Annotated in this window: 18 protein-coding genes and 1 pseudogene; 11 read left to right on the top strand and 8 right to left on the bottom strand. The window is 60.7% G+C overall.

Going from position 1 to position 24489, the window contains the following annotated elements:
- Nucleotides 1-120: 120 nt before the first annotated feature.
- A pseudogene (locus ASD95_RS29130) lies at nucleotides 121-243 on the top strand (putative sulfate exporter family transporter); the annotation flags it as partial.
- Nucleotides 244-422: 179 nt separating this feature from the next.
- Here ASD95_RS29130 and ASD95_RS13395 read toward each other — a convergent pair.
- Nucleotides 423-1439 (bottom strand): AraC family transcriptional regulator, encoded by a 1017-nt coding sequence (locus tag ASD95_RS13395; RefSeq protein WP_056728557.1) that lies wholly within the window; start codon nucleotides 1437-1439, stop codon nucleotides 423-425.
- Nucleotides 1440-1794: 355 nt separating this feature from the next.
- Here ASD95_RS13395 and ASD95_RS13390 point away from each other — a divergent pair, with 355 nt between their 5' ends.
- From ASD95_RS13390 to ASD95_RS13355, 8 genes are all read left to right on the top strand, one after another.
- Nucleotides 1795-2361 (top strand): RBBP9/YdeN family alpha/beta hydrolase, encoded by a 567-nt coding sequence (locus tag ASD95_RS13390; protein ID WP_056728601.1) that lies wholly within the window; start codon nucleotides 1795-1797, stop codon nucleotides 2359-2361.
- A gap of 124 nt (nucleotides 2362-2485) precedes the next feature.
- Complete coding sequence (locus ASD95_RS13385; protein WP_056728559.1) at nucleotides 2486-4489, top strand: DUF1302 domain-containing protein; 2004 nt, start codon at nucleotides 2486-2488, stop codon at nucleotides 4487-4489.
- A 41-nt stretch (nucleotides 4490-4530) separates the two neighbouring features.
- Nucleotides 4531-5889: a DUF1329 domain-containing protein gene (locus tag ASD95_RS13380; RefSeq protein WP_056728560.1), complete on the top strand. Its 1359-nt coding sequence runs from the start codon at nucleotides 4531-4533 to the stop codon at nucleotides 5887-5889.
- Between the two features lie 154 nt (nucleotides 5890-6043).
- Nucleotides 6044-7135 (top strand): WD40/YVTN/BNR-like repeat-containing protein, encoded by a 1092-nt coding sequence (locus ASD95_RS13375; RefSeq protein WP_056728562.1) that lies wholly within the window; start codon nucleotides 6044-6046, stop codon nucleotides 7133-7135.
- 16 nt (nucleotides 7136-7151) lie between these two features.
- Nucleotides 7152-9671 (top strand): efflux RND transporter permease subunit, encoded by a 2520-nt coding sequence (locus tag ASD95_RS13370; protein ID WP_056728565.1) that lies wholly within the window; start codon nucleotides 7152-7154, stop codon nucleotides 9669-9671.
- Between the two features lie 6 nt (nucleotides 9672-9677).
- On the top strand, nucleotides 9678-11456 hold the full coding sequence (locus ASD95_RS13365) for an acyl-CoA dehydrogenase C-terminal domain-containing protein (RefSeq protein ID WP_056728568.1): 1779 nt from the start codon (nucleotides 9678-9680) through the stop codon (nucleotides 11454-11456).
- 24 nt (nucleotides 11457-11480) lie between these two features.
- A complete protein-coding gene (locus tag ASD95_RS13360; protein ID WP_056728569.1) occupies nucleotides 11481-13124 on the top strand; it encodes a fatty acid--CoA ligase in 1644 nt (547 codons plus the stop codon).
- A 301-nt stretch (nucleotides 13125-13425) separates the two neighbouring features.
- The gene (locus tag ASD95_RS13355; RefSeq protein ID WP_056728571.1) at nucleotides 13426-13773 is read left to right on the top strand and encodes a potassium channel family protein; all 348 of its coding nucleotides are present in this window, start codon (nucleotides 13426-13428) and stop codon (nucleotides 13771-13773) included.
- 46 nt (nucleotides 13774-13819) lie between these two features.
- Here ASD95_RS13355 and ASD95_RS13350 read toward each other — a convergent pair whose 3' ends face one another.
- The 6 genes from ASD95_RS13350 to ASD95_RS13325 form a co-directional block, all read right to left on the bottom strand.
- Nucleotides 13820-14860 (bottom strand): DMT family transporter, encoded by a 1041-nt coding sequence (locus ASD95_RS13350; RefSeq protein WP_056728573.1) that lies wholly within the window; start codon nucleotides 14858-14860, stop codon nucleotides 13820-13822.
- Between the two features lie 239 nt (nucleotides 14861-15099).
- Entirely contained in the window at nucleotides 15100-15321 is a 222-nt protein-coding gene (locus tag ASD95_RS13345; protein ID WP_056728575.1) for a formate dehydrogenase subunit delta, read from the bottom strand.
- A complete protein-coding gene (gene fdhF / locus ASD95_RS13340; RefSeq protein ID WP_056728577.1) occupies nucleotides 15318-18200 on the bottom strand; it encodes a formate dehydrogenase subunit alpha in 2883 nt (960 codons plus the stop codon). The genes ASD95_RS13345 and fdhF overlap by 4 nt, the downstream gene beginning before the upstream one ends.
- Nucleotides 18197-19756 carry a formate dehydrogenase beta subunit gene (locus ASD95_RS13335; RefSeq protein ID WP_056728578.1) on the bottom strand — a complete coding sequence of 520 codons (1560 nt, stop codon included), beginning with the start codon at nucleotides 19754-19756 and terminating at the stop codon, nucleotides 18197-18199. The genes fdhF and ASD95_RS13335 overlap by 4 nt, the downstream gene beginning before the upstream one ends.
- Nucleotides 19756-20232 (bottom strand): formate dehydrogenase subunit gamma, encoded by a 477-nt coding sequence (locus ASD95_RS13330; protein WP_046040265.1) that lies wholly within the window; start codon nucleotides 20230-20232, stop codon nucleotides 19756-19758. The genes ASD95_RS13335 and ASD95_RS13330 overlap by 1 nt, the downstream gene beginning before the upstream one ends.
- 835 nt (nucleotides 20233-21067) lie before the next feature.
- Nucleotides 21068-21379: a DUF3077 domain-containing protein gene (locus ASD95_RS13325; RefSeq protein ID WP_056728580.1), complete on the bottom strand. Its 312-nt coding sequence runs from the start codon at nucleotides 21377-21379 to the stop codon at nucleotides 21068-21070.
- Between the two features lie 685 nt (nucleotides 21380-22064).
- Between ASD95_RS13325 and ASD95_RS13320 the strand changes: the two genes are divergently transcribed.
- Nucleotides 22065-23201 carry an ImmA/IrrE family metallo-endopeptidase gene (locus tag ASD95_RS13320; protein ID WP_056728582.1) on the top strand — a complete coding sequence of 379 codons (1137 nt, stop codon included), beginning with the start codon at nucleotides 22065-22067 and terminating at the stop codon, nucleotides 23199-23201.
- On the top strand, nucleotides 23198-23695 hold the full coding sequence (locus ASD95_RS13315; protein WP_056728584.1) for a DUF4411 family protein: 498 nt from the start codon (nucleotides 23198-23200) through the stop codon (nucleotides 23693-23695). The genes ASD95_RS13320 and ASD95_RS13315 overlap by 4 nt, the downstream gene beginning before the upstream one ends.
- A 105-nt stretch (nucleotides 23696-23800) precedes the next feature.
- Here the strand turns inward: ASD95_RS13315 and ASD95_RS29125 are convergent, their stop codons facing one another.
- Entirely contained in the window at nucleotides 23801-24391 is a 591-nt protein-coding gene (locus ASD95_RS29125) for a hypothetical protein (protein ID WP_156385883.1), read from the bottom strand.
- Nucleotides 24392-24489: the final 98 nt, after the last annotated feature.

The following is a 24489-nucleotide window of genomic DNA, read 5'->3' as shown; positions in this document are numbered from 1 at the left end:
AACCTGTGGGAGCGAGCTTGCTCGCGATAGCGGTTTCACATTCAACACTCATGGCGGCTGACACACCGCCATCGCGAGCAAGCTCGCTCCCACAGGGATAGTGTTCCAACTTCGCGCATTCTGGGCATGAAGACCTGGCTCAAGGAGCTGGCGGCGGTCGGGATCAAGCCGATTCTGCTGATGGTCGGGGAGACGGTGTTCCTGGTGGTGCTGGTGCTGTTGTTGCTGCGTTGGGGCCTCTGAACGTCAGGTTGATANAACCTGTGGGAGCGAGCTTGCTCGCGATAGCGGTTTCACATTCAACACTCATGGCGGCTGACACACCGCCATCGCGAGCAAGCTCGCTCCCACAGGGAATGGTGTTCCAACCTCGCGCTTTCGCGGCGACTGTACCAGCAGTCGCCGTTTTTTTTGCCGGGCTGTCAGGACGGTTTCGTCCCCGTCTGTTTTTGCGCGCGCCACGTCGCCGGCGGCATGCCGAACTGGCTGATGAACCAGCGGGTAAACGAACTCGCCATGGAATAGCCGAGCATGTCGGCAATGCGGCTGAGGGAGTAGTTCGGGTTGTCCAGGTAACGCAGCACCAGATCGCGACGCACATCATTGATCACGTCATTGAACGCGCAGCCGTCGTCCTTGAGGCGGCGTTGCAGGGTGCGCACGTTCATGCCCTGGCTCTGGGCCACCTGCTCGATGGTGGCGCGCCCCATGGGCAGCAGCAGGTAGATGGCCTTGCGCACCTCGAACAGCATCGAGGCGCCTTCGTGGTTCTGCAGCGAGTCGAGGTAGCCCTGGGCATAGCGGGCCATGGCCGGGTCGGCGTTGGGGTTGGTCATGTCGAGGCTGATGTCTGGGCAGACGATGCCGTTGAACTCGCTGCCGAACTCCAGGTTGCAGCCGAACAGGCGGCGGTGCAGGTGCAGGTTGTCCGGTGGCTGGTGCATGAAGTTGACGCTGTAGGGATGCCAGTGTGTGCCCAGCAGGGCCGAGCACAGCCGGAACATCACGCCAATGGCCAGCTCCGTGGCCTGGCGGCTGGGCATCGGCGATTCGGTGACCACCTCTTCGCGAATGATCACCATCTTGCCGGCCTCCTCGATGAAGATGGCCAGCGAGTCATTCATCAGGTGCCGGTAATCCACCACCACCTGCAAGGCATCGCGCAGGGTGCGCTGGTGGCTGAGCAGCAGGCTGACCACGCCGAAGTCCGAGAGCTGGCGCGACTCGGCCATGCTCAGGCCGAAGGTCTGGCAGCCGCTGGCGGTGGCCGAGTCTTCCAGCAAGCGCACGGCGGCATCGATATGGATACGGTGTTCAGGGGCTTGCAGTTGGGCCCTGCTCAGGCCGACAGCGGCCAGCACGTCGCGCGGGTTGAAACCCAGGTACTGGGTGACCTCCAGGTAGTTGGTCAAGACGGCGGCGCGAACAAGCTTGGTCATGCAAAGTCTTCCCTGGGCCGATGGCGATTGGCGTGAGCGTGGCGACTATATCCAGCGTATCAACAGTTGAACAGTTGTCATGTCGTTGATGGAATTCATGCTGGCCGGTCACCAGTCTTCTACGCTGCATGGAGCCACCGGCGCTCATCCGTTGATTACAGTGACCTTGCGCCGACCTGCGGGATTTTTCGACCGGTGGTCGCGCTGTCAAAGTGTCCGACAATTTGTCATCAAAAGAAAAGTGCATGACGTCCAATGTAAAGCGCTTCGGGTGGGCGCTCTTTAATGTCGACCCTACAAAAAGCCCCTGGCGAATACAGCCAGTCGAGTTATCGAGAAAGCGAAGGTGTTGACCGTGGACAAACTGCAAACTGCCGCCACCGTTCTGATCGTCCCAGGCCTGCGCGAGCATGTGGCCGAACATTGGCAAACACTGCTGGCCGCCAGGCTGAGCAACGTGCGCAGTGTGGCGCCGCTTACGACCGACAAGCTCGATTGCATGGCCCGTGTGCGGGCGATTCAACACGAACTCGAACAAATCGACGGCCCGGTGATTCTGGTGGCCCACAGCGCAGGTGTGCTGATGGTCGCGCACTGGGCTGCGCACTACAGCCGTCCGATCAAGGGCGCCTTGCTGGCCGCGCCACCGGACCTCGATGCGGTCTGGCCGTCAAACTATCCATCGTCCGAGACCCTGCGTAACCAGGGCTGGAATCCTCTGCCACAAGATCCGCTGCCATTTCGCAGCATCGTGGCCGGCAGCACCAACGATCACCTGGCCAGTCTTGCCGCGGTCACCCGCATGGCAGAAGGCTGGGGCGCCGAATTGCGCAATCTGGGCGAAGTCGGTCATCTCAATCCGGCCGCAGGATTTGGCCACTGGCAGCAAGCTGAAGCACTCATCCTGGAGCTGGATCGCTAGTACAAGGAGCTGGACTGGCAGTACGCCAACCGGCATTTGCCCTCATTCCTTAAACGCAAGCCCGAAGAGGTTTGTGCGAGGGCGGCTGCGCTTAAAACAAAGACAAAAAGGCGGAGACAACGCAATGCACAACAATAAGAGTCACGGCTTCACCGCGCCACGCTACACCTTGCTGGCCTCAGCCATTTTCGCGGCAACCGTACCGATGGCCCATGGGGTCGAGATCGAGACGGGGAATCCGGACTGGAACGTACGCGTGGATAACACCATCAAGTACAACTACGGCGTACGCACCGAAAGCGCCGACAAGCGCATGCTGGCAACGCCGAACAACAACGACGGCGACTACAACTTCCGCAAGGCCGGTACCAACATCACCAACCGTGTCGACCTGTTGACCGAAATGGACGTGGTCTACAAGAACGCCATGGGCTTTCGCGTCAGCGCCGCCAGCTGGTACGACAAGGCCTATGACAACACCGGTTCCAACTCCAACCCGTTCGTCAACGGCAACGATGCGCGATCGGGCCTGATCGCCAACGACCCGCGACTGGCCGGGGTCACCCATGACAACGTCGGCAACGGCAGCCCGCACCTGAGCAACTATGCCCAGCGCTACTACAGCGGTCCTTCGGGCGAAATCCTCGATGCCTTCGTGTTCTACAGCACCGAAGTGGGCGAGGAATCGATGTTCAGCGCCAAGGCCGGTCAGCACAACGTGTTCTGGGGCGAGACCATTCTCAACCCGGTGCACTCGGTCAGCTACGGCCAGTCCGGCCTCGACCTGGCCAAGCTCGCCGCTTCGCCGGGTACCGAAGCCAAGGAACTGTTCGTTCCGCGTAACCAGCTGTCGATGTCGTTCACCATCAATCCCGAGCTGACCGTGGGTGCCCAGTATTTCCTCAATTGGGATGCCGCGCGTCTGCCGGAAGCGGGCACCTACTACGGTGGTTCCGACCTGGTCGGCTTCGGCGCGCAATCGTTCCTGTTGGGCAACACCAACGGCGTGGTACCGGGCAGCCCGCTCGGTTGTGGCCTGGCGCCGTGCAACGCCTTGACCAATGTGCGTCGCGGCAAGGACCTGACCCCGCATGACAGCGGCGACTGGGGCGTCATGGCCAAATGGTCGCCGGCCTGGCTGGATGGCACCCTCGGCGTTTACTACCGCGAAACCTCGGAAATCCTGCCGCAAGCCTGGCTGGACGCCCGGGGCATTACCTCGGCCAACCCGAACGGCACCCGTCCGGCAGGGCAAGTGCCTGCGGTGATCAACACCCTCAACTCGCTGGACACCGCCACCTATCAACTGGCCTATGCCGACAACATCAAGATCCTTGGCCTGAGCCTGTCCAAGGACGTGGGTGGAATCAGCGTGGGTTCGGACCTGAACGTTCGTCACAACATGCCGCTGGCCAGTATCCCGGCGATCGTCAGTACCCGCAGCCCGCTGGGCCTGGGTCAAGGGCTTGGGCTGCTGCCTGCGCGTTCGGACGCCACCGGTGTGGTCTATGACACCCCGAGCCGTGGCGACAGCATGGCCGCCACCGGTGACACCCTGCACTGGACGCTCAACGGTCTGATGACCCTGCCGAAAACACCTGTGTTCGACCAGGCAACCGTGCTGGCCGAGCTGTACTACAGCAACCTGCTCAAGCTCGATAGCGAAAACGAGGCGCTCTACAAAGGCAAGAGCAGCTATCGCGGCATCGACGCGCCGACCCGTGACAACTGGGGTCTGGCCGTCAACTTCACACCGACCTGGTACCAGGTATTCCCGGGTGTCGATCTCAACGCGCCGATGTCGGTCAACGTCGGTCTCGACGGTGTGTCGCCGGTCTCCGGTGGCGGTGCCAAGGACACCGGCAACTATGCCGTGGGCGTGGGCGCCATTGTGTACAACAAATACTTTGTCGACCTGAAGTACGTGGACTCCTTTGGCGAAACCGACAAGTGCAACAAGAGCGGTGTAAGCACCGGCCCAACCGGTGGTGACGGCTCTACCCCGAACGCCTTTAGCGGCAACGAAAACTACGCCTGCTACGCCGGTGGCTACTCGTCCTTCTCCGGAGGTGGTGCCACGACTGAGGACCGTGGCGCCGTGTACCTGACGATGAAAACTACATTCTGATTCACCACTGATTTGCTTAACGCAAGCAGGAGAATAACAAGATGAAATTTGTAAAAACCGTGTTGGCCGCTTCGCTGGCCATGGTCTTCGCCGCTCAGGCACAGGCTGCTGTTTCACCTCAGGAAGCTGCCAGGCTGGGCACCAGCCTGACCCAGGTAGGGGCTGAAAAAGCCGGGAACGCTGATGGTTCCATTCCTGCCTACAACGGTGGCTTGACCACGCCGCCGGCCAGCTTCAAGGCCGGCGACAGCATGCGCCCGGATCCGTTTGCCAGTGAAAAGCCTGTGCTGGTGATCGACGGCAAGAACGTTGATCAGTACAAGGGCCTGCTCACCGCGACCACGGTAGAACTGGCCAAGCGTTTCCCGACGTTCCGTGTCGACGTGTTCCCGACGCACCGCACCGTTTCGCTGCCCCAGGCGATTCTGGACAACGGCGTGAAGAACGCCAGCGGCGCCAAGTCCCTGGAAGGTGGCCTGGCCATCGACAACGTCCTGCCGGGCATTCCATTCCCGATTCCGCAGTCGGGCAACGAAGCGATGTGGAACTTCCTGTTGCGCTACCAAGGCGTCAGCATCAGCTCCAAGTACGACTCCTGGAACGTTGACTCCGCGGGTGTTCCCAGCCTGGCGACCACCGGGCAAGCGAACATCTCCTACCCGATCTACGAAAACCTCTCGCAGCCGATCAGCAGTGCCGACGTGTACTACCAGATGAAGCTGGCGTACACCGGCCCTGCGCGCCGGGCCGGCGAGGCGATCATGCTCAAGGATGCCGCCAACCCGTTGCAGCAACCGCGTCGCGCCTGGCAGTACTTGCCGGGGCAGCGTCGAGTGAAACTGGCGCCGAGCCTGGCTTACGACACGCCAAACCCGGGGACCGCCGGTGCGGGCACCTACGATGACGTGTTCGTGTTCAACGGTGCGCTGGATCGCTACGACTGGAAACTGGTCGGCAAGCAGGAAATGATCGTGCCGTACAACACCTACAAACTGACCTACGTGCAGGATCCGAAGTCGTTGACCACCGCCAATCACCTGTCACCTGACTTCGTACGCTGGGAAAAACACCGCGTCTGGGTCGTTGAAGGCAACCTCAAGGCCGGTGCCCGTCACATCTACGCCAAGCGCCGCTTCTACCTCGACGAAGACAGCTGGACCGCTTTGGCCTCGGATCAATATGACGCCCGTGGTCAGCTCTATCGCGGTTCCTTCGCCTTCCTGAGCCAGAGCTACGACAAGCAGGTGCCGGATTCGACGCCGTTCATGATCTACGACCTGGTCGGCGGTTCCTACAACATCAACGGTGTAGTCGGCCCTTACGGCGGCATCAAGTACATCGAGCCGCTCTCCAAGGCCCAGTGGTCTTCGGAATCCCTGGCCGGCGCCGGTATTCGCTAAGCCAACCGCAAAAAAGCGCAAGTTCGGTCCACTGCCCACAAGGCAGTGAGACCGTGCGGCGGTCGGTGCGTGCCGATCGTCACGAACGCAAGGTTTGAACGTCAGGCACACCGATGATGTGTACCCCGACGCGGTTTTCCGAAGAGGACGCAGTATGTGTTCGTATAAAAATAATATGTTGCAGCTAGCGTTTGGCGTTGTGCTCGGCCTGTCGCAGGGCATCGCCCAGGCGGCCGATTACGTCGATGTGCTGGACCTGCCCGCCAGGGTCAGTGCCTTGGCCATCAACAGCCCGTTGTCCGGTATGACTCGCGCCGGCGAGCGCGTGATTACCGTCGGCCAGCGTGGCCATATTCTGTTTTCCGATGATTCGGGAAGCCACTGGCAACAGGCCGCCGTACCGGCCAGTGCCGACCTCACTGCGGTGAATTTTCCGACCGCCACCCAAGGCTGGGCGGTGGGCAATGACGGCGTGGTGCTGCACAGCAGCGACGCCGGCGCGACCTGGCAAAAGCAACTCGACGGGCGTCAGATCGGCGCCTTGCTGGTCAAGCATTACACGGCGCTGGCCAGCGCCGAACCGGGCAATGAGCAATGGCCGCTGCTGGTCGCCGAGGGCCAGAGGCTGGCCGATCAGGGCGCGGACAAACCGCTGCTCGGCGTCTGGTTCGCCAACGACAAGACCGGCTACGTGGTCGGCGTGTTCAACCTGATCCTGCGCACCGACGACGGTGGCCTGACCTGGACCCCGTTCCAGGACCGCACCGACAACCCCCAGGGTTTCCACCTCAACGCCATCGCCTCCACCGGCGACAGCCTGTACATCGCTGGCGAGCAGGGCCTGTTGCTCAAGTGGGACGACAGCGCCCAACGCTTCAATGCCGTGCCGACGCCTTATCAAGGCAGCTTCTTCGGTGTGCTCGGCAAGCCCGGCGAAGTGCTGATCTACGGCCTGCGCGGCAACGTGTTGCGCAGCACCGACGGCGGCCAGAGCTGGACCGCACTGGACACCGGCCTGCACGTCAGCATCACCGCGGGCCTGATCGATGCCCGTGGCAATTATCGCTTGTTCACCCAGGGCGGGCAGATGCTGGTCAGCCAAGGGACGGGCGCGCAGTTGCGTCTGAAGCAGCAACCGGCACCGACCCCGGTCGCCGGCGCCACCCAGTCCGCCGCCGGCGCCTTGGTGCTGGCCGGCAGCCGTGGTGCCCGGACGCTGTCCGCCGATCCAGCCCTCGAACCCTAAGAGCGAGAACCCAGACATGGGCAATATCAAACAAGACGCCATGCCGGTGATTCGCGATCTGCGTGATTTCGACCACCGCTCCGGCAACCTCCTCGAGCGGCTGGTGTTCAACTACCGCCCGCTGTTCATGCTGCTGATGGCGCTCGCCACCGTGGTGCTGGGCTTCATGGCCGTGACTCGCCTGGAGTTGCGCCCAAGCTTCGAAAAAATGATTCCCCAGAGCCAGCCCTACATCCAGAACTTCCTGGAAAACCGCGCTTCGCTGCGCGGCCTGGGCAACTCGGTGCGGGTGGTGGTCGAGAACACCCAGGGCGATATTTTCGACCCCGAATACCTCGACGTGCTCAAGCAGGTCAACGACCAGTTGTTCCTCACCGAAGGCGTCGACCGTGCGTGGATGAAGTCGCTGTGGAGCCCGGCGGTGCGCTGGACCGAAGTCACCGAGGACGGTTTCCAGGGTGGCCCGGTGATGCCCGACACCTATTCCGGGCAGCCTGAGCAGATCGAACAGTTGCGCCAGAACATCTCCCGCGCCGGAGTGGTGGGCAGCCTGGTGGCCAGCGACTTCAAGTCGACCATGCTGATCGTGCCGCTGATGGACAAAGCTGCCGCTGGTGGTCAACGCATCAACTACCACGCGTTCTCGCAGATGCTCGAAGAGCAGTTGCGCGACAAGATCGAATACGCCGGCGACAGCGCTGCGCGTAAATCCGGCGTCGAAGGCACCGGCCATTACAAGGTGCGGGTGATCGGCTTCGCCAAACTGATGGGCGACCTGATCGACGGCCTGATCCAGGTGATGATGTTCTTCGGCCTGGCCGTGGTCACGTCGCTGATCATCATCTACGGCTACACCCGTTGCGTGCGCAGCACCCTGCTGGTGGTCGGCTGCTCGCTGATCGCGGTGGTCTGGCAACTGGGTATCGTCGCCTGGCTCGGCTACGCCATCGATCCGTACTCGGTACTGGTGCCATTCCTGATCTTCGCCATCGGCGTGTCCCATGCCGCGCAAAAGATGAACGGCATCATGCAGGACATCGCCCGTGGCACCCATAAACTGATCGCTGCGCGCTACACCTTCCGCCGTCTGTTCATCGCCGGTGTCACCGCGCTGTTGGCCGACGCCGTGGGCTTCGCCGTGTTGATGCTGATCGACATTCCAGTGATCCAGGATCTGGCGATCACTGCCAGCATCGGCGTCGCGGTGCTGATCTTCACCTCGCTGTTGCTGATGCCGGTGGCACTGTCCTACGTTGGTGTCGGCGCGAAAGCCGCCGAGCGAGCGCTGAAAATCGACAACCGCGCAGAGAAGCACAAAGGCTTCGGCAGACTGTGGGACGCGCTCGATCGCTTCACCACGGCCAAATGGGCCACGGGTGCCGTTCTGGTCGCGGTGTTGATGGGCATTGGCGGTTTCGTGGTCAGCCTGGACCTGAAGATCGGCGACCTGGAAAGCGGGGCGCCGGAGTTGCGCGCCGACTCGCGCTACAACCGCGACAACGCCTACATCACCCAGCATTACGCGCTGTCCAGCGACCTGTTCGCGGTGATGATCAAGACGGCGCCGGAAGGCTGCCTGAACTACAAGACTTTGGTCCTGGCCGACCGCCTGGCCTGGGAGCTGCAACAGTATCCGGGCGTGCAGGCGACGTCTTCGCTGGTCAACGCGGTGCGCCAGATCACCGCCGGCACCTACGAAGGCAACCCCAAGCTCAACAGCATCCAGCGCAACCAGGACGTGCTCAACTACGCCGCCCAGCAAGCCTCGGTCAACTCCCCGGAGCTGTTCAACACCGACTGCTCGCTGATGCCGGTGATCACCTTCCTCAAGGATCACAAGGCCGAAACCCTGGATGCCGTGGTGGCGATTGCCGACAAGTTCGCCAAGGAAAACAGCACCGAAGATCGCCAGTTCCTGCTCGCCGCCGGGACTGCCGGTATTGAAGCCGCGACCAACATCGTGGTGCGTGAAGCCAACCGCACCATGCTGCTGTACGTGTATGCGGCGGTGACGCTGTTCTGCCTGATCACCTTCCGCAGCTGGCGCGCCACGCTGGTGGCGTTGTTGCCGCTGGTGCTGACTTCGATCCTCTGCGAAGCCTTGATGGTGGCCATGGGTATCGGCGTGAAAGTCGCGACCTTGCCGGTGATCGCCCTCGGCGTGGGCATCGGCGTCGACTACGCCTTGTACTTGCTCAGCGTGCAACTGCACTTCCAGCGCCAGGGCCTGCCGCTGTCCGAGGCCTACCGCAACGCCGTGTCCTTCACCGGGCGCGTGGTCGGGCTGGTGGGCATCACCCTCGCCGCGGGCGTGGTGTGCTGGGTCTGGTCGCCGATCAAGTTCCAGGCCGACATGGGCATCCTGCTGACCTTCATGTTCCTGTGGAACATGCTCGGCGCGCTGATCCTCATTCCTGCGCTTTCGTACTTCCTGCTGCGCGAACGGGCCCCTCAGCCCGGTTCTGTCGCGGCAACCGAAACCACTGAATCCACTGAACGTCCCGGCATGCCGCATGCCGTGACCACTTCCGAGTAAGCCAAGATGTCTGATTACAAAGCTCCCCTGCGCGACATGCGCTTCGTACTCAACGAGGTTTTCCAGGTGTCCCGGCTGTGGGCACAATTGCCCGGCCTGGCCGACGTGATCGATGAAGAGACCGCCGTCGCCATCCTCGAAGAGGCCGGCAAGATCAGCGGCGAAGTGATCGCGCCACTGAACCGCGCCAGCGACGAACAGGGCTGCACCTGGAACGACGGCGCGGTCACCGCCCCGGACGGTTTTGCCCAGGCCTATCAAGCCTTCGCCGAAGGCGGATGGGTGGGTGTCGGCGGTGATCCGCAGTACGGCGGCATGGGCATGCCCAAGGCGATTTCGGCGCAGGTCGAAGAGATGGTCAACTCGGCCAGCCTGTCGTTCGGCCTGTACCCGATGCTGACCGCCGGCGCCTGCCTGTCGATCAAGGCCCACGCCAGTGAAGAACTGAAAGCGGCTTACTTGCCGAACATGTACGCCGGCACCTGGACTGGTTCGATGTGCCTGACCGAAGCCCATTCCGGTACCGACCTGGGCCTGATCCGCACCAAGGCCGAACCCCAGGCCGACGGCAGCTACAAGGTCAGCGGCAGCAAGATTTTCATCACCGGCGGCGAGCACGACCTGACCGAGAACATTATCCATCTGGTGCTGGCGCGTCTGCCCGATGCACCGGCCGGACCGAAAGGCATCTCGCTGTTCCTGGTGCCGAAAGTGCTGGTCAACGCCGACGGCTCGCTGGGTGAAAACAACGCGCTGTCCTGCGGCTCCATCGAACACAAGATGGGCATCAAGGCCTCCGCCACCTGCGTGATGAACTTCGACGGCGCCACCGGCTGGATCGTCGACGCACCGAACAAAGGCCTGGCGGCCATGTTCACCATGATGAACTACGAGCGCCTGGGCGTGGGCATCCAGGGCCTGGCGCAGGGTGAGCGTTCGTACCAGAACGCCGTCGCCTACGCCCGTGACCGCCTGCAAAGCCGCGCACCGACCGGCGCGCAGCACAAGGACAAGGCGGCCGACCCGATCATCGTGCACCCGGACGTGCGCCGCATGCTGCTGACCATGAAAGCCTTGAACGAAGGCGGTCGTGCGTTCTCCAGCTACGTGGCCCTGCAACTGGATATCGCCAAATACAGCGAAGACGCCCCGACACGCCAGCGCGCACAGGATCTGGTATCGCTGCTGACCCCGGTGGCCAAGGCTTTCCTCACCGACATGGGCCTGGAAACCACCCTCCATGGCCAGCAGGTCTTCGGCGGCCACGGCTACATCCGTGAATGGGGTCAGGAGCAACTGGTGCGCGATGTACGCATCACCCAGATCTACGAAGGCACCAATGGCATCCAGTCCCTGGACCTGGCCGGGCGCAAGATCGTCGGCAGCGGCGGGGCGCTGTACCGCTTGTTCGCTTCGGAAATCCGCGAATTCACCGCCAGCGCTGGCGCTAATCTCGGCGAGTTCACCCAGCCGCTGAACGCTGCCGTCGACACCCTCGACGACCTGACCGCGTGGCTGCTGGACCGGGCACAAAACAACCCGAACGAAATCGGCGCAGCCTCGGTCGAGTACCTGCACGTGTTCGGCTACACCGCGTACGCCTACATGTGGGCACGCATGGCCAAGGCCGTGATGAGCGGCGATGCCGAGGACGATTTCTACACCAGCAAACTGGCCACCGCGCGTTTCTACTTCGCCCGGTTGCTGCCGCGTATCCACTCGTTGAGCGCATCGGTCAATGCCGGCAGCGACTGCCTCTACGAGCTGCAAGCCGATCAGTTCTGATCGAAAGGACAAGGAACCTTAAACATGATGGCGACAAAAATAATTCCACCCGCCGACGGCGCCTATGCCTATCCCTTGCTGATCAAGCAACTGCTGCTGTCCGGCGTGCGCTACCAGCCGGGCCGGGAAATCGTCTACGCCGACAAGCTGCGCTACAGCTACGAGACCCTCAACAAGCGCATCCGCCGCCTGGCCAATGCGCTGACGGCGGCCGGGGTCAAGGCCGGTGACACCGTGGCCCTGCTCGACTGGGACAGCCACCGCTACCTGGAATGCTTCTTCGCCGTGCCGATGATCGGCGCGGTGCTGCACACGGTGAACATTCGCCTGTCGCCGGAGCAGGTGCTGTTCACCATGAACCACGCCGAGGATGACCTGGTGCTGGTGCATGATGATTTCCTGCCCCTGGTCGAGCAGATCCACGGTCGGCTGGAAACCGTAAAAGGTTACCTGCAGCTCACCGATGACGAGGCGCCCACCACCTCGCTGCCGGTGCTGGGCGAGTACGAGCACCTGTTGTCCCTGGCCCCGGAGCAGTACGACTTCCCCGATTTCGACGAGAACTCGGTCGCCACGCTGTTCTACACCACCGGCACCACCGGCGACCCGAAGGGCGTGTACTTCACGCATCGCCAACTGGTGCTGCACACCCTGAATGCCGTCGGCACCCTGGGCGCCTATCAGGGCCAGCCGCTGTTGCGCTCCGACGACGTGTACATGCCGATCACACCGATGTTCCACGTGCATGCGTGGGGCGTGCCGTATGTCGCGACCCTGATGGGCATCAAGCAGGTCTACCCCGGCCGCTACGAACCCAACAGCCTGGTCAAGTTGTACCGCGAAGAGAAGGTGACCTTCTCCCACTGCGTGCCGACCATTTTGCAGATGATCCTCAACTGTGAAGAAGGCAAGGCGACCCGTTTCGACGGCTGGAAAATGCTCCTGGGCGGCAGCGCGCTGACCCTGGGCGTGGCCAGCGAAGCCCATGCCAAAGGCATGGTGGTGCACGCCGGCTACGGCATGTCCGAGACCTGCCCGTTGCTGTGCCTGACCTACCTGCGCGATGAAGACCTGCAGCTGTGCGCCGAAGCGCAACTGCCGATCCGCATCAAGACCGGCACCCCGGTGCCGATGGTCGACCTGAAGATCATCGACGCCGACGGCAACGATGTGGCCCACGACGGCGAGTCACTGGGCGAGATCGTAGTGCGCGCGCCGTGGCTGACCCAGGGCTATCTGAAAGCCCCGGACAAAGGCGCGCAGCTGTGGCACAACGGCTGGCTGCACACCGGCGACATGGCCTCGATCGACCCACTGGGCGGCGTGGAAATCAAGGATCGCATCAAGGACGTGATCAAGACCGGCGGCGAGTGGATCAGCTCACTGGAACTGGAGAGCCTGATCAGCGAACACCCGGCTGTCATGTCGGTCGCGGTGGTGGGTATCGTCGATGAGCAGTGGGGCGAACGCCCGATGGCCATGGTCGTTTGCGAACCGGGGCAATACCTCGACCGCAAGATCCTGGAGGTGCATTTGCAAGCCTTCGTCGACGGCGGGCGCATCAACAAATGGGCGATCCCCAAGCAGTTCAAGTTTGTGACCGAAATCCCCAAGACCAGCGTCGGCAAGATCAACAAGAAGCTGATTCGGGAAACTGAAGCGAACTGAGGGATACGCCTGCCACTGTCGTTGTAGGAGCGAGCCTGCTCGCGATGGACTGGAGAGCGCTGCGTTTAACCAGGAATACATGCGTTATCGTTAACGACCATCGCGAGCAGGCTCGCTCCTACATAAATCCACCGATAGCGGGCGGTTTCTGGATAGCCCGGTCGGCGTCATCTTTGTCATAGTCCTGGCCAAAGATAACGCCCCGTCGGTCGCGGTTTTCAGCGCTTGTGCCAAGCTGAACGGGGTATTGAACCGCCACGCATTCAAATGCCGGCCAGTCAGACCCAAGGAAGCCCACGACATGAACCTCGCCCGTGCATCAAACGTCCGCAAAGAGTTCTACAAAGCCGTCTGGTTCTATTTCAAAGTGGTGTGGCCGATCTTCTCGATACTGCTGTTAGTGATCGTTGCGTTTGGCCTCATCATTGCCCAGCTGGAAGGCTGGGGGCCTTTTGACGGCATCTACTTCGCCTTCGTGACGGGCCTGACCATCGGCTATGGAGAGCTGGTGCCCAAGCTGGGTGTGTCGCGAGTGCTGGCGATCCTGCTGGGTTTCAACGGCGTGCTGATGACCGCGACATTCGCGGCGATCAGTGTCCGGGCGATTGAAGTGACGGTGACGGCGTCGCGGCAGAAGGACGTCGAATAGGGCGGTGATGGCTACGGCCGGTTTAAATGGCCGCAGCCTCCGAGGCTCAGTGCGAGTGTCGGTGATGGATGTCGGGAAAGTGCGGGTGACTGTGGACGATCGGTGAGTGTTGGTGCACATGGCTATGGGGTTGCACACCATCCCACTCAAAGGCATGTTCATGCTGATGATGCTCATCGTGGACATGCTTGTGGTCGTGGATTTGCGGTTCGTGCTGATGCTCGTGTGAGTGACTCTCGGTCAGATGAATCCAGACCCCAAGCCCCATCAGGCCGGCAGCGATCCAAAACACCCACGTCACGCCTTCACCGAAAAACAGGATCGCTATCGCGGCTCCCAGGAACGGCGCCGTGGAAAAGTACGCCCCGGTCCGCGCCGTACCAAGCCCCCGCAACGCCAGGACGAACAGCACCAGACTGACGCCATACCCCAAAAAGCCCACCAGCAGGGTTGGCCCAAGAAGCGACCACTCTGGCAAGTGCATACCCAGCGCGATCCCCAGCGCGCAATTGACGGCCCCTGCCACCAGCCCTTTGGTGCCAGCAATAAACAACGCATCCGACGCAGACACCTTACGTGTGAGGTTGTTATCAATGGCCCAACAAAAACAGGCCACCGCCACCGCGACAGGCCCCAACCAGCCATGAACTTCTGCCGAAGTGCGAGGCCACGCCAACAACACGCCCCCGGCAACAATGGCCACCATCCCCGCAACAATGCGCCGGTCAGCGTTCTCCCTGAAGACCACCCACGCCATCAGTGCGGTCAACACGGCTTCCAGGTTCAGCAACAGTGATGCGGTGGTGCCGGAGGTGAGGGTGAGTCCAAACATCAATGAAACCGGGCCCAGTACGCCACCGAACACAATGGCCCCGATGAACCACGGCCATTCAGGGGCTGTCAGGCCTGTCGGCTGCCAGCCACGATCACGGATCAGGCGGGTTAGCGTCAGCCCGACGCCGCTGCCCAGGTAGAGCAGGCCGGCGAGGAGGATGGGGGATACGTTCAAGCCTAGCCACTTGGCCAAGGGCGTGCTGGCGCCGAACAAGGCAGCAGCGCCCAAGGCGTAGAGAATGCTTTTGGTCATTGTGGTTCCGGGGCTCAGGGGAGGCAGTCTTGAACAGGATACGCCGCAAATGAGCGCCTGTGGCCTGTCCACACAACACAACCCCCTGTGGGAGCCTAATGCTGTTCACTTAAGGACGAACACTGTATCTGTGGCGAGGGAGCTTGCTCCCGCTGGGGCGCGAAGCGGCCCTAAAATGGGACTGCTGCGCAGTCCAGCGGGAGCAAGCTCCCTCGCCACAGTTTTTTGTAGTCAGCAGGCTAAGCCTCCCAACCCGCGCCAGTCACTGCCGCCTGCACCAGCGGGTGCAAGTCCGCCCCCTGGTGATCCGTCTGCCAGGCCAGCAACTCCTTGCGCATGCTCGGCGCCCAGTACATCTGCATATGATTGCGCACGCTGAGCACCGCCTGTTGCTGGTCCGGCTGGCTGGCGAAGTACTCGGCGATCTGGTTAGCCATCTTGATCAGGTTGTCCGTGCTCATCGGCGTACCTCCGCTTTCGCGCCACGGGCCTGACGACGTTCATCGAGCAAACGTTGCTGTTCCTCGCTGAACTCCTGGAAGCGCTTCTGCCATTCCGAAGGGTGATAAACCCGGCTGACTTCCACGGCGGTGACCTTGTACTCCGGACAGTTGGTAGCCCAGTCCGAGTTGTCGGTGGTGATCACGTTGGCCCCCGATTCCGGGAAGTGGAAGGTGGTGTACACCACGCCCGGGGCAACCCGTTCGGTGATCCGCGCCCGCAGCACGGTCTGCCCGGCGCGGCTGCCGATGCCGACCCAGTCACCTTCGCTGATGCCACGGCTCTCGGCGTCGGTCGGGTGGATTTCCAGGCGATCTTCGTCATGCCAGGCGACGTTTTCGGTGCGCCGGGTCTGGGCGCCGACGTTGTACTGGCTGAGGATACGCCCGGTGGTCAACAGCAGCGGGTAGCGACTGTTGACCTTTTCCTCGGTCGGCACGTAGCCGGTGAGCATGAAGCGTCCCTTGCCGCGCACAAACTCTTCGATGTGCATGGTCGGCGTGCCGTCCGGTGCCTCGGCGTTGCACGGCCATTGCAGGCTGCCGTGGCGCTCAAGTTCGGCGTAGCTGACGTTGGTGAAGGTCGGCGTCAGGCTGGCGATTTCATCCATGATTTGCGATGGATGCTGGTAATTCATCGGGTAGCCCAAGGCATTGGCCAGGGCCACCGTGCCTTCCCAGTCGGCCTTGCCGCCCAGCGGGTCCATGACCTTGCGCACCCGGGAGATGCGTCGCTCGGCGTTGGTGAAGGTGCCGTCTTTTTCCAGGAACGAGCAGCCCGGCAAGAACACATGGGCGAACTTGGCGGTTTCGTTGAGGAAAATGTCCTGCACCACTATGCATTCCATGGCCGACAGAGCCGCGGTGACGTGCTGGGTATTGGGGTCGCTCTGGGCGATGTCTTCGCCCTGGCAATACAGGCCCTTGAAGCTGCCGCCCAAGGCTGCCTCGAACATGTTGGGGATGCGCAGGCCCGGGTCGGGTTGCAGGGTGACGTTCCAGGCCTGTTCGAACTGCGCCCGCACCACCTCATTGGAGATGTGCCGGTAACCGGGCAACTCATGGGGGAAAGAGCCCATGTCACAGGAGCCCTGCACGTTGTTCTGCCCCCGCAGCGGGTTCACGCCCACGCCTTCGCGGCCGATGTTGCCGGTGGCCATGGCCAGGTTGGCAATGCCCATCACCGAAGTACTGCCCTGACTGTGCTCGGTGACGCCCAGGCCATAGTAGATCGCCGCATTGCCACCGGTGGCATACAGGCGTGCAGCGGCACGGATGTCGGCAGCGGGTACGCCGCAGACAGGGCCAAGGGCTTCCGGCGAGTTTTCCGCACGGCTGACGAACTCACTCCAGACCGCGAAATCACTGCCCTCGCAACGGGCGTCGATAAAGGCCTGGTTGAGCAGTCCTTCAGTGACAATCACATGAGCCAGCGCATTGAGCATGGCGACGTTGGTACCGGGGCGCAGGGCCAGGTGATACTCGGCGCGGGCATGCACCGTATCCACCAGATCAATGCGTCGTGGGTCGATGACGATCAGCCGCGCCCCTTCACGCAGGCGACGTTTGAGTTGGGAAGCGAACACCGGGTGGGCATCGCTGGGGTTGGCGCCCATCACCAGGATCACATCGGCCTGCATCACCGAGTCGAAACTCTGGGTGCCGGCGGACTCGCCCAACGTCTGCTTCAAGCCATAGCCGGTTGGCGAGTGGCAGACCCGCGCACAGGTGTCGACGTTGTTGTTGCCGAAGGCGGCGCGCACCAGTTTTTGCACCAGGTAGGTTTCTTCGTTGGTGCAGCGGCTGGAAGTGATGCCACCAATGGAGTCGCGGCCATATTTTTGCTGCAACCGACGGAACTCGCTGGCGGCGTAAGTCACCGCTTCATCCCAGCTGACTTCCTGCCACGGATCGTTGATGTGCTTGCGGATCATCGGCTTGGTGATGCGATCCGGGTGGGTCGCATAGCCCCAGGCAAAGCGCCCTTTGACGCAGGAGTGGCCGTGGTTGGCCTGGCCGTTCTTGTCCGGAACCATGCGCACCAGTTGGTCGCCTTTCATCTCGGCGCGGAACGAGCAGCCCACGCCGCAATAGGCACAAGTGGTGATCACGCTGCGTTCCGGTTGACCCAATTCCACCACGCTTTTTTCCATCAGCGTCGCGGTAGGGCAGGCCTGCACACAGGCACCGCAGGACACGCATTCCGAATCGAGGAAGTTCTCGCCACCGGCGGCGGCCACCCGGGATTCAAAACCGCGCCCGGTAATGGTCAGGGCAAAGGTGCCCTGGGTTTCTTCACAGGCACGCACGCAGCGGTTGCAGACGATGCACTTGCTCGGGTCGTAGTCGAAATAGGGGTTGGAGGTGTCTTTCACGTCCTCCAGATGGTTCTCGCCTTCATAGCCATAACGCACCTCCCGCAGGCCGACCTGACCGGCCACGGTTTGCAGTTCGCAGTTGCCGTTGGCCGAGCAGGTCAGGCAGTCCAGCGGGTGATCGGAAATGTACAACTCCATGACGTTGCGCCGCAGGGTCGCGAGCTTGGGCGTCTGAGTGTGCACGCTCATGCCTTCGCTGACCGGCGTGGTGCAGGACGCCGGATAACCGCGCATGCCGTCGATCTCCACCAGACACATGCGGCAGGAGCCGAAGGCTTCCAGGCTGTCGGTGGCACAGAGTTTGGGAATGGTGGTGCCCAGCAGCGCGGCGGCGCGCATCACCGAGGTGCCTTCGGGCACGCTGATGCTGCGGCCGTCGATATTCAGGGTGACTTGCACCTGGCTGTCGCGGGCTGGCGTGCCGAGGTCGATATCGGTTTTCGGGTCGAAGAGAGTGATCATTGTTCGGCCTCCGAGGCTTGCAGACCGAAGTCAGCGGGGAAGTGCTTGAGGGCGCTGGCCACGGGATAAGACGTCATGCCGCCCAACGCGCACAGCGAACCGTATTGCAGGGTGTCGCACAGATCCTTGAGGATGATCACCTGCTCATCGCGACTGTTCTGGTCAGGCGCGGCCAACAGACGGTCGATCACCTCGACGCCACGGGTCGAGCCGATACGGCACGGGGTGCATTTGCCACAGGACTCCTCGGCGCAGAACTGCATGGCGAAACGCGCCATGCGGGCCATGTCCAGGGTGTCGTCAGCCACCACCACACCACCGTGACCGAGCATCGCGCCGATGGCCATAAAGGCTTCGTAATCCAGCGGCGTATCGAATTGCGAAGGCGGCACCCAGGCGCCAAGCGGGCCACCCACCTGTGCGGCTTTCAGCGGCCGACCACTGGCGGTACCGCCGCCGTAGTCTTCCACCAGCTCCCGCAAGGTCAGGCCAAAAGCCCGTTCCACCAGCCCGCCGTGACGAATATTGCCCGCCAGTTGAAACGGCATAGTGCCCAGGGAGCGGCCCATGCCGTAGTCGCGATAGAACTGCGCACCCTTGGCCAGAATCAGCGGCACCGAGGCCAAAGTCAGCACGTTGTGCACCAGCGTCGGCAGGCCGAACAAGCCCTGCAATGCAGGAATCGGCGGCTTGGCGCGGACGATCCCGCGCTTGCCTTCGAGGGAGTCCAGCAGCGCGGTTTCTTCACCGCAGATATAAGCACCGGCACCGACGCGCACTTCCATATCGAAAGCCTGGCCACTGCCGCCGACATCGGCGCCCAGGTAACCGGCCTCTCGGGCGATGTTCAACGCTGCACGCAGCGTGGCCACGGCATCCGGGTATTCCGAGCGCACATAGATGTAGCCGTAAGTGGCGCCGACGGTAATGCCGGCAATGGCCATGCCTTCGATCAGCAAGAAGGGGTCGCCTTCCATCAACATGCGGTCGGCAAAGGTGCCGGAGTCGCCTTCGTCGGCGTTGCATACGATGTACTTCTGCGCAGCTTGAGTGCCGCGCACCGTGCGCCATTTGATCCCGGCCGGGAACGCCGCACCGCCACGGCCACGCAGGCCCGAATCGAACACCGCCGTCGCGGTCTGCTCGCCGCCAATGGCGATGGCCTGGGTCAAACCCTCGAAACCGCCGTGAGCCTGGTAATCCTCCAGCGACAGCGGCCGGGTAATGCCGGCGCGGGCGAACAGCAGACGTTGTTGAGACTTGAGATATGGCAACTCCTCCACCAGGCCCAAGGCCAACGGATGAGCGGACGGCTCGCCTTGCAGCGCATCAAGCACCGACGGCACATCGGCCGCCGTCAACGGCCCAAAGCCGATCCGACCTTGCGGACTGTCCACTTCCAGCAGCGGTTCCAGCCAATACAGGCCGCGCGAACTGGTGCGCTGCAATTCCAGCGGCAAGTTACGTTCCCGGGCCTGAGTGATCAGAGCCACTGAAACCTCATCGGCACCCACGGCACGGGCAAGGGAATCACAAGGCAGATAAAGAGTCGGCATCACGCGTCCTCCCGGCAAGCGTCAAGCAACGCATCCAGCCGCTCGGCACTGAGCCGCGCATGCACCCGGCCATCCAGCTCCAGCGCCGGCGAACAGGCACAGGCGCCGAGGCAATACACCGGCCGCAAACTGATGCTGCCATCGGCACTGCTGCCGTGATCGTCCAGTTGCAGACGCTCGCGCAACTGCGCGGCAAGCTGCTCGGCACCACGGCTCTGGCACGACTCGGCCCGGCACAGACGCAGGATATGCCGCGCGGGCGGCGCGGTACGGAAGTCATGGTAAAAACTGATCACCCCACGAACCTCGGCCTGGCTCAGGTTGAGGGCATGGGCAATCTCGGGAACGGCGACATCGGGGATGTAACCGATGCGCTCCTGAATATCATGAAGAATGGGCAACAGCGCACCCGGGGTGCCCTTATGGCGCTCCAGCAGACTGTTGACCACAGGCAGGTGCAACATCTCATCAGGCATTCAGCAATCCTCACGGTCACGGACAAACCAGGCGGTTGTCGGTTGTCCGAAAGTGTCGGCTGCGGCATTCACACCACGTCACGGTATCGTGGCATCTACAGACCGTCGGCCAGGGCACCCTGAGCGGGCATCTTGTTGCGCCCGGCACGGTCTTCGCCGCACCTCAATAGGGGCATAAAAGCCAGATTGCCACGCGGCCCTTGAATCGGCCGCACCAGAGCGACGTGTTTGGTTCTGTCTACGACCTTGTATTGAGTCTAGAAGAATGAGGGGTGAGGCGCCGTGCCAGAGGGGAGGTTGCTGGAGTTATGCACAGCGGATTGCCTGTGGAGAAGGCGACGATCAAGCCCACCGGAAGGACTCGAAGGCCGGAGAAATAAAAACCGATTCCCCAGCATCTACTTCGAATCGAACAATCAAAAACCCCCGAAACCCCCGAAACCCCCGAAACCCCCGAAACCCCCGGAGCTAATCCCAAATCTCGCTAAACACACAAAGCCCCCTGTGGGAGCGAGCTTGCTCGCGATAGCGCCAGCCCAACCAGCATCAATACTGAAGGTGTACCGAAATCACAAACCACTCACCCACTCAGGTCAAATAATGCCTGCCAGCTCACCGCAATCCCTGTAGGAGCGAGCCTGCTCGCGATAGCGCCAGCTCAGCCAAGATGCACCGCAATCACAACCCAGTCACCCAGTCGGGCCAAATAATGCCAGTCAGCTCACCGCAATCCCTGTGGGAGCGAGCTTGCTCGCGATAGCGCCAGCCCAGCCAACACAAATGCCGAATCAACCACCACCATCCCAAGCCACCCACACCCCACAGGCCTCAACCACTAACCCTCAGCCGTCGCCCCCGCCGGCTTGGCTACCGGCGCACAAGCCCGATCCCGAGTAAGCACCTTCACCGCATCATCCACCAACGCCTTGCTCATCGAAGTCAGATAATGCGCAGCCCAAGCATGCCGGTCAGTGTCTCTGGCATAAGCAGCATCTTCAGTGAGGGTCTTGGCCAGGAACAGAAAATCAGAGGCCATGGATAACGCATCGCCAAGAGGAACCCCGCGAGTGACATGAAACAGCGCTTGATCCGCACAGTAGATGGCCGGTGTCAGGCCGATGGTTTTGAGTTCAGTTTGTTCAGTCATTGGCCACCTCCGAGGATGGAATGGCAATGGGGGAGGGGGTTACGCGATTGGGAATTGCGTAGAGGGGAAAGCCGAATTTCAAACGGATTCATACTGCGCATAGTGAAGCTCCTTAATTTGAAGAGCTGCCGCATTCGTTACCAAGCGAATGGGTGGCAGCTGTGCGCAGGTTGGTAAACCGGGAAATCAAGGAAACCGGCACGTCCGAAGACGTCCCACGCACAGCCGCCATAACGCAGATCGCAGGCGAAAAAAAAGCGCCTGCGAACGTATGGCACTGTTGCGCAGTGATTTACCTCGGGTTACCAAGCCCGGCCGCTGAATTTGCAGCGACGGTGGGGAGGGTATCGTGCAGGTCGTTTTGCTGCAACCTGCGAGAGCGCTGGGTGATTATGTGGTCAGTCTTTGGGATATCCGCGTGATGACGACGCTGCGGTGTTCTGGAAAACGGGCAATGTCATCTGTCCGCGGGTTACATATTTGCGCTTCGGGTCGTTGCGCATTTACCTCATAATCGCACGCTCCTACCGTTCTGCTTATCGACTAATCTGTAGTCGCTGCCACCAGACCTCAAACAGCCAAGGAGAAAGGCAATGCCAGATAGCTGGAATCAGCGTCAATCGAGTGCATCCACCAAGCATGCCCTCGAACGCCTGCCGGCCACATCTGATTTGCCTGCGACCCTATGAGTCAAGCTGCCTACGTCAATCCAAGCCTGCTCACCTGGTCTAGGGAGCGCGCAGGTCTCTCCACTGAGCAGGTTGCTAAAAAGCTGCCAGTGAAACCTGATCGAGTTCAGGAGTGGGAGGCTGGCGAGGCCAAGCCAACATTCCTTCAGGCTCAAAAGTGGGCGAGTGTCGCTCACATCCCTTTCGGATTCCTGTTTCTACAGCAGCCTCCCGTCGAACAACTGCCTTTACCTGATCTGCGGACAGTGGGAGGGATTGCTCCTCAACGTCCCACTTTGGAACTGTTGGATACCGTAAGGGATGCCATACGTAAGCAGGACTGGTACTTGGAGTATCTGCAACACCAGGAGCATCAACCGCTGACATTTGTAGGTCGCTTCAGTAGTCGATCTCAAGTCAGGGAGGTAGTGGACGATATCCGCCGGGTCCTCGGCGTGAACCCCGACATTGCTCGATTGGATTACGAAAAATACAGCCGTGCCTTGATCGAAGCTGCTGAAGCGGCTGGCGTTTTGGTTATGCGCAGTGGAATTGCTTTAGGGAACACTCACCGCAAACTGGAAGTGAGCGAATTTCGGGGTTTTGCCATCAGCAATGCCTACGCCCCCGTCGTCTTTATCAACAGCTCCGACGCTCCCACCGCCAGGCTGTTCACCTTGCTTCACGAGCTGGCCCATATCTGGATTGGTAGCAGTGGCGTGTCTGACGGAAATACCGCCAATGGTCGAGACGAGGAGCGTTTCTGCAATGCAGTTGCAGGTGAGTTTCTGGCTCCCGAAGCCCAATTTCGCGCCCTGTGGAACCCTGATGTTAACTGGGAAGACAATTTAGCTCCTCTAGCCACTCGGTTTCACATCAGTAAATTGGCGATCGGTCGCCGCGCATTGGATCTCGGACATATAAGCCAAGCGCAATACAGCGCTTACTATCGAATGATCCTCAAGGCTTTCCAGGATGAAAAAGGTGGAGCGGGTGACTATTACCGTAACGCTACCGCGAAAAACAGCCCTCGCCTAAGCAAGGCCGTGCTGACTGAAGCAATGAGTGGCCGGATGCTGCTGCGCGAGGCGGGGCACTTGCTCGGCGTGCAACCTGCCAAATTAAGGACTCTCGCCAGCAAGATTACGGAATGAATCATTTACTCGACGCTAACACACTGATCGAAGCGAAGAACCGTTACTACGGGATGGCTATCTGTCCTGGATTTTGGCAATGGTTATTGCTGAAAAATAAGGCATTGGATTTAGCCAGTATCGCACCTGTAATGGATGAGTTAACAAAAGGGCATGACGATCTGGCGGGTTGGGCGAAGGACAATTCTGATTTCTTTCACTCCACCACCGATCAGGATACGCAACTGGCATTCGCGCAGGTTGCGGGGCTTGTGGCAGATCAAGCGCCGAAGATGAAAACAGGCGCTATGGAAGAATTTTTAGCGGGTGCTGACCCTTGGTTAATTGCGAAAGCGATGACTACAGGGGCTACAGTCGTTACTCATGAAGTGCTGAATGTCGAGGCTAAACGAAAATTCATCATTCCCAATGTTTGTAAGGAGCTGAACGTTCCTTTTTTGAATACATTTGAATTGTTGCATAGGCTTGAAGCAAGGTTTGTGTTGCCTGCTTGAGATCGGTTGCTTGCTAAAATCTCGGGCCGATAAAGGGGCCGGATTTCTTACGCCAGTGAAAATAAACCTATCCCTGTTCTGCTCTCTCTGTTGCCACTTTTTTTGTCAGCTCTTTCTTATATTTAAATTGGCTGTCCAAGGTGTCGGTAGATTGGCAAGTGAAGCTAAAGGTTTGAGCTTGATGCTCTCATACATAGGGAGTGGAAATACGATTTCCGAGCCAGTGGCAGTGTTTCGTTCGCCTGGAATGTATGTAAAGTCTTTGCCTGGTATTTTGGTTTGGTAATTTTTTACGTGGACTTCGAATATAGTGGGTGGTTTTCCCGCGATATATGATGTATTGGCTATGGCAGGATCGTAAGAAAAGTCTTCGTAGGGGAAGAGTGGTTGTTTTATTCCTTTGTATTCACGCTCAATCGAGGTTTTGGCATAATTTCCTGCGAAGTCAATATCCAGTGTTGTATAAAAACCTTCTCCGTGCTTTTGTCCGTTAGCGGACCCAGCGTGCTTTATATCGAGTCCTTTTTCGAAGCTTGCTATATGCTTGCTTGAAGATCCATGAAATCCCGCCAGTGTGTATCCATCGGGAGTTGAGTTCGCAGTGTTTATACTCATATGCGTTGACGGGAGGATGTGTGGGCGGGGTATTTTTAATCTTGGTTTGTGTTTTATAAGTGCATCTACAATAGACTGCATCGTAAGCGTCCGGCCAAGTCACCTACCGAACTCCAGCATTAAGGGCGATGGTGTCCGCGTATTTTTAAGCGGACGCGATCGCCCTTATCGCCAGGATT

It is taken from the genome of Pseudomonas sp. Root71 (assembly GCF_001429045.1).
GTDB lineage: Bacteria > Pseudomonadota > Gammaproteobacteria > Pseudomonadales > Pseudomonadaceae > Aquipseudomonas > Aquipseudomonas monachiensis.
The sequence above is the reverse complement of the archived record's forward strand: the minus strand, read 5'-3'. Positions and strand labels throughout refer to the sequence as shown.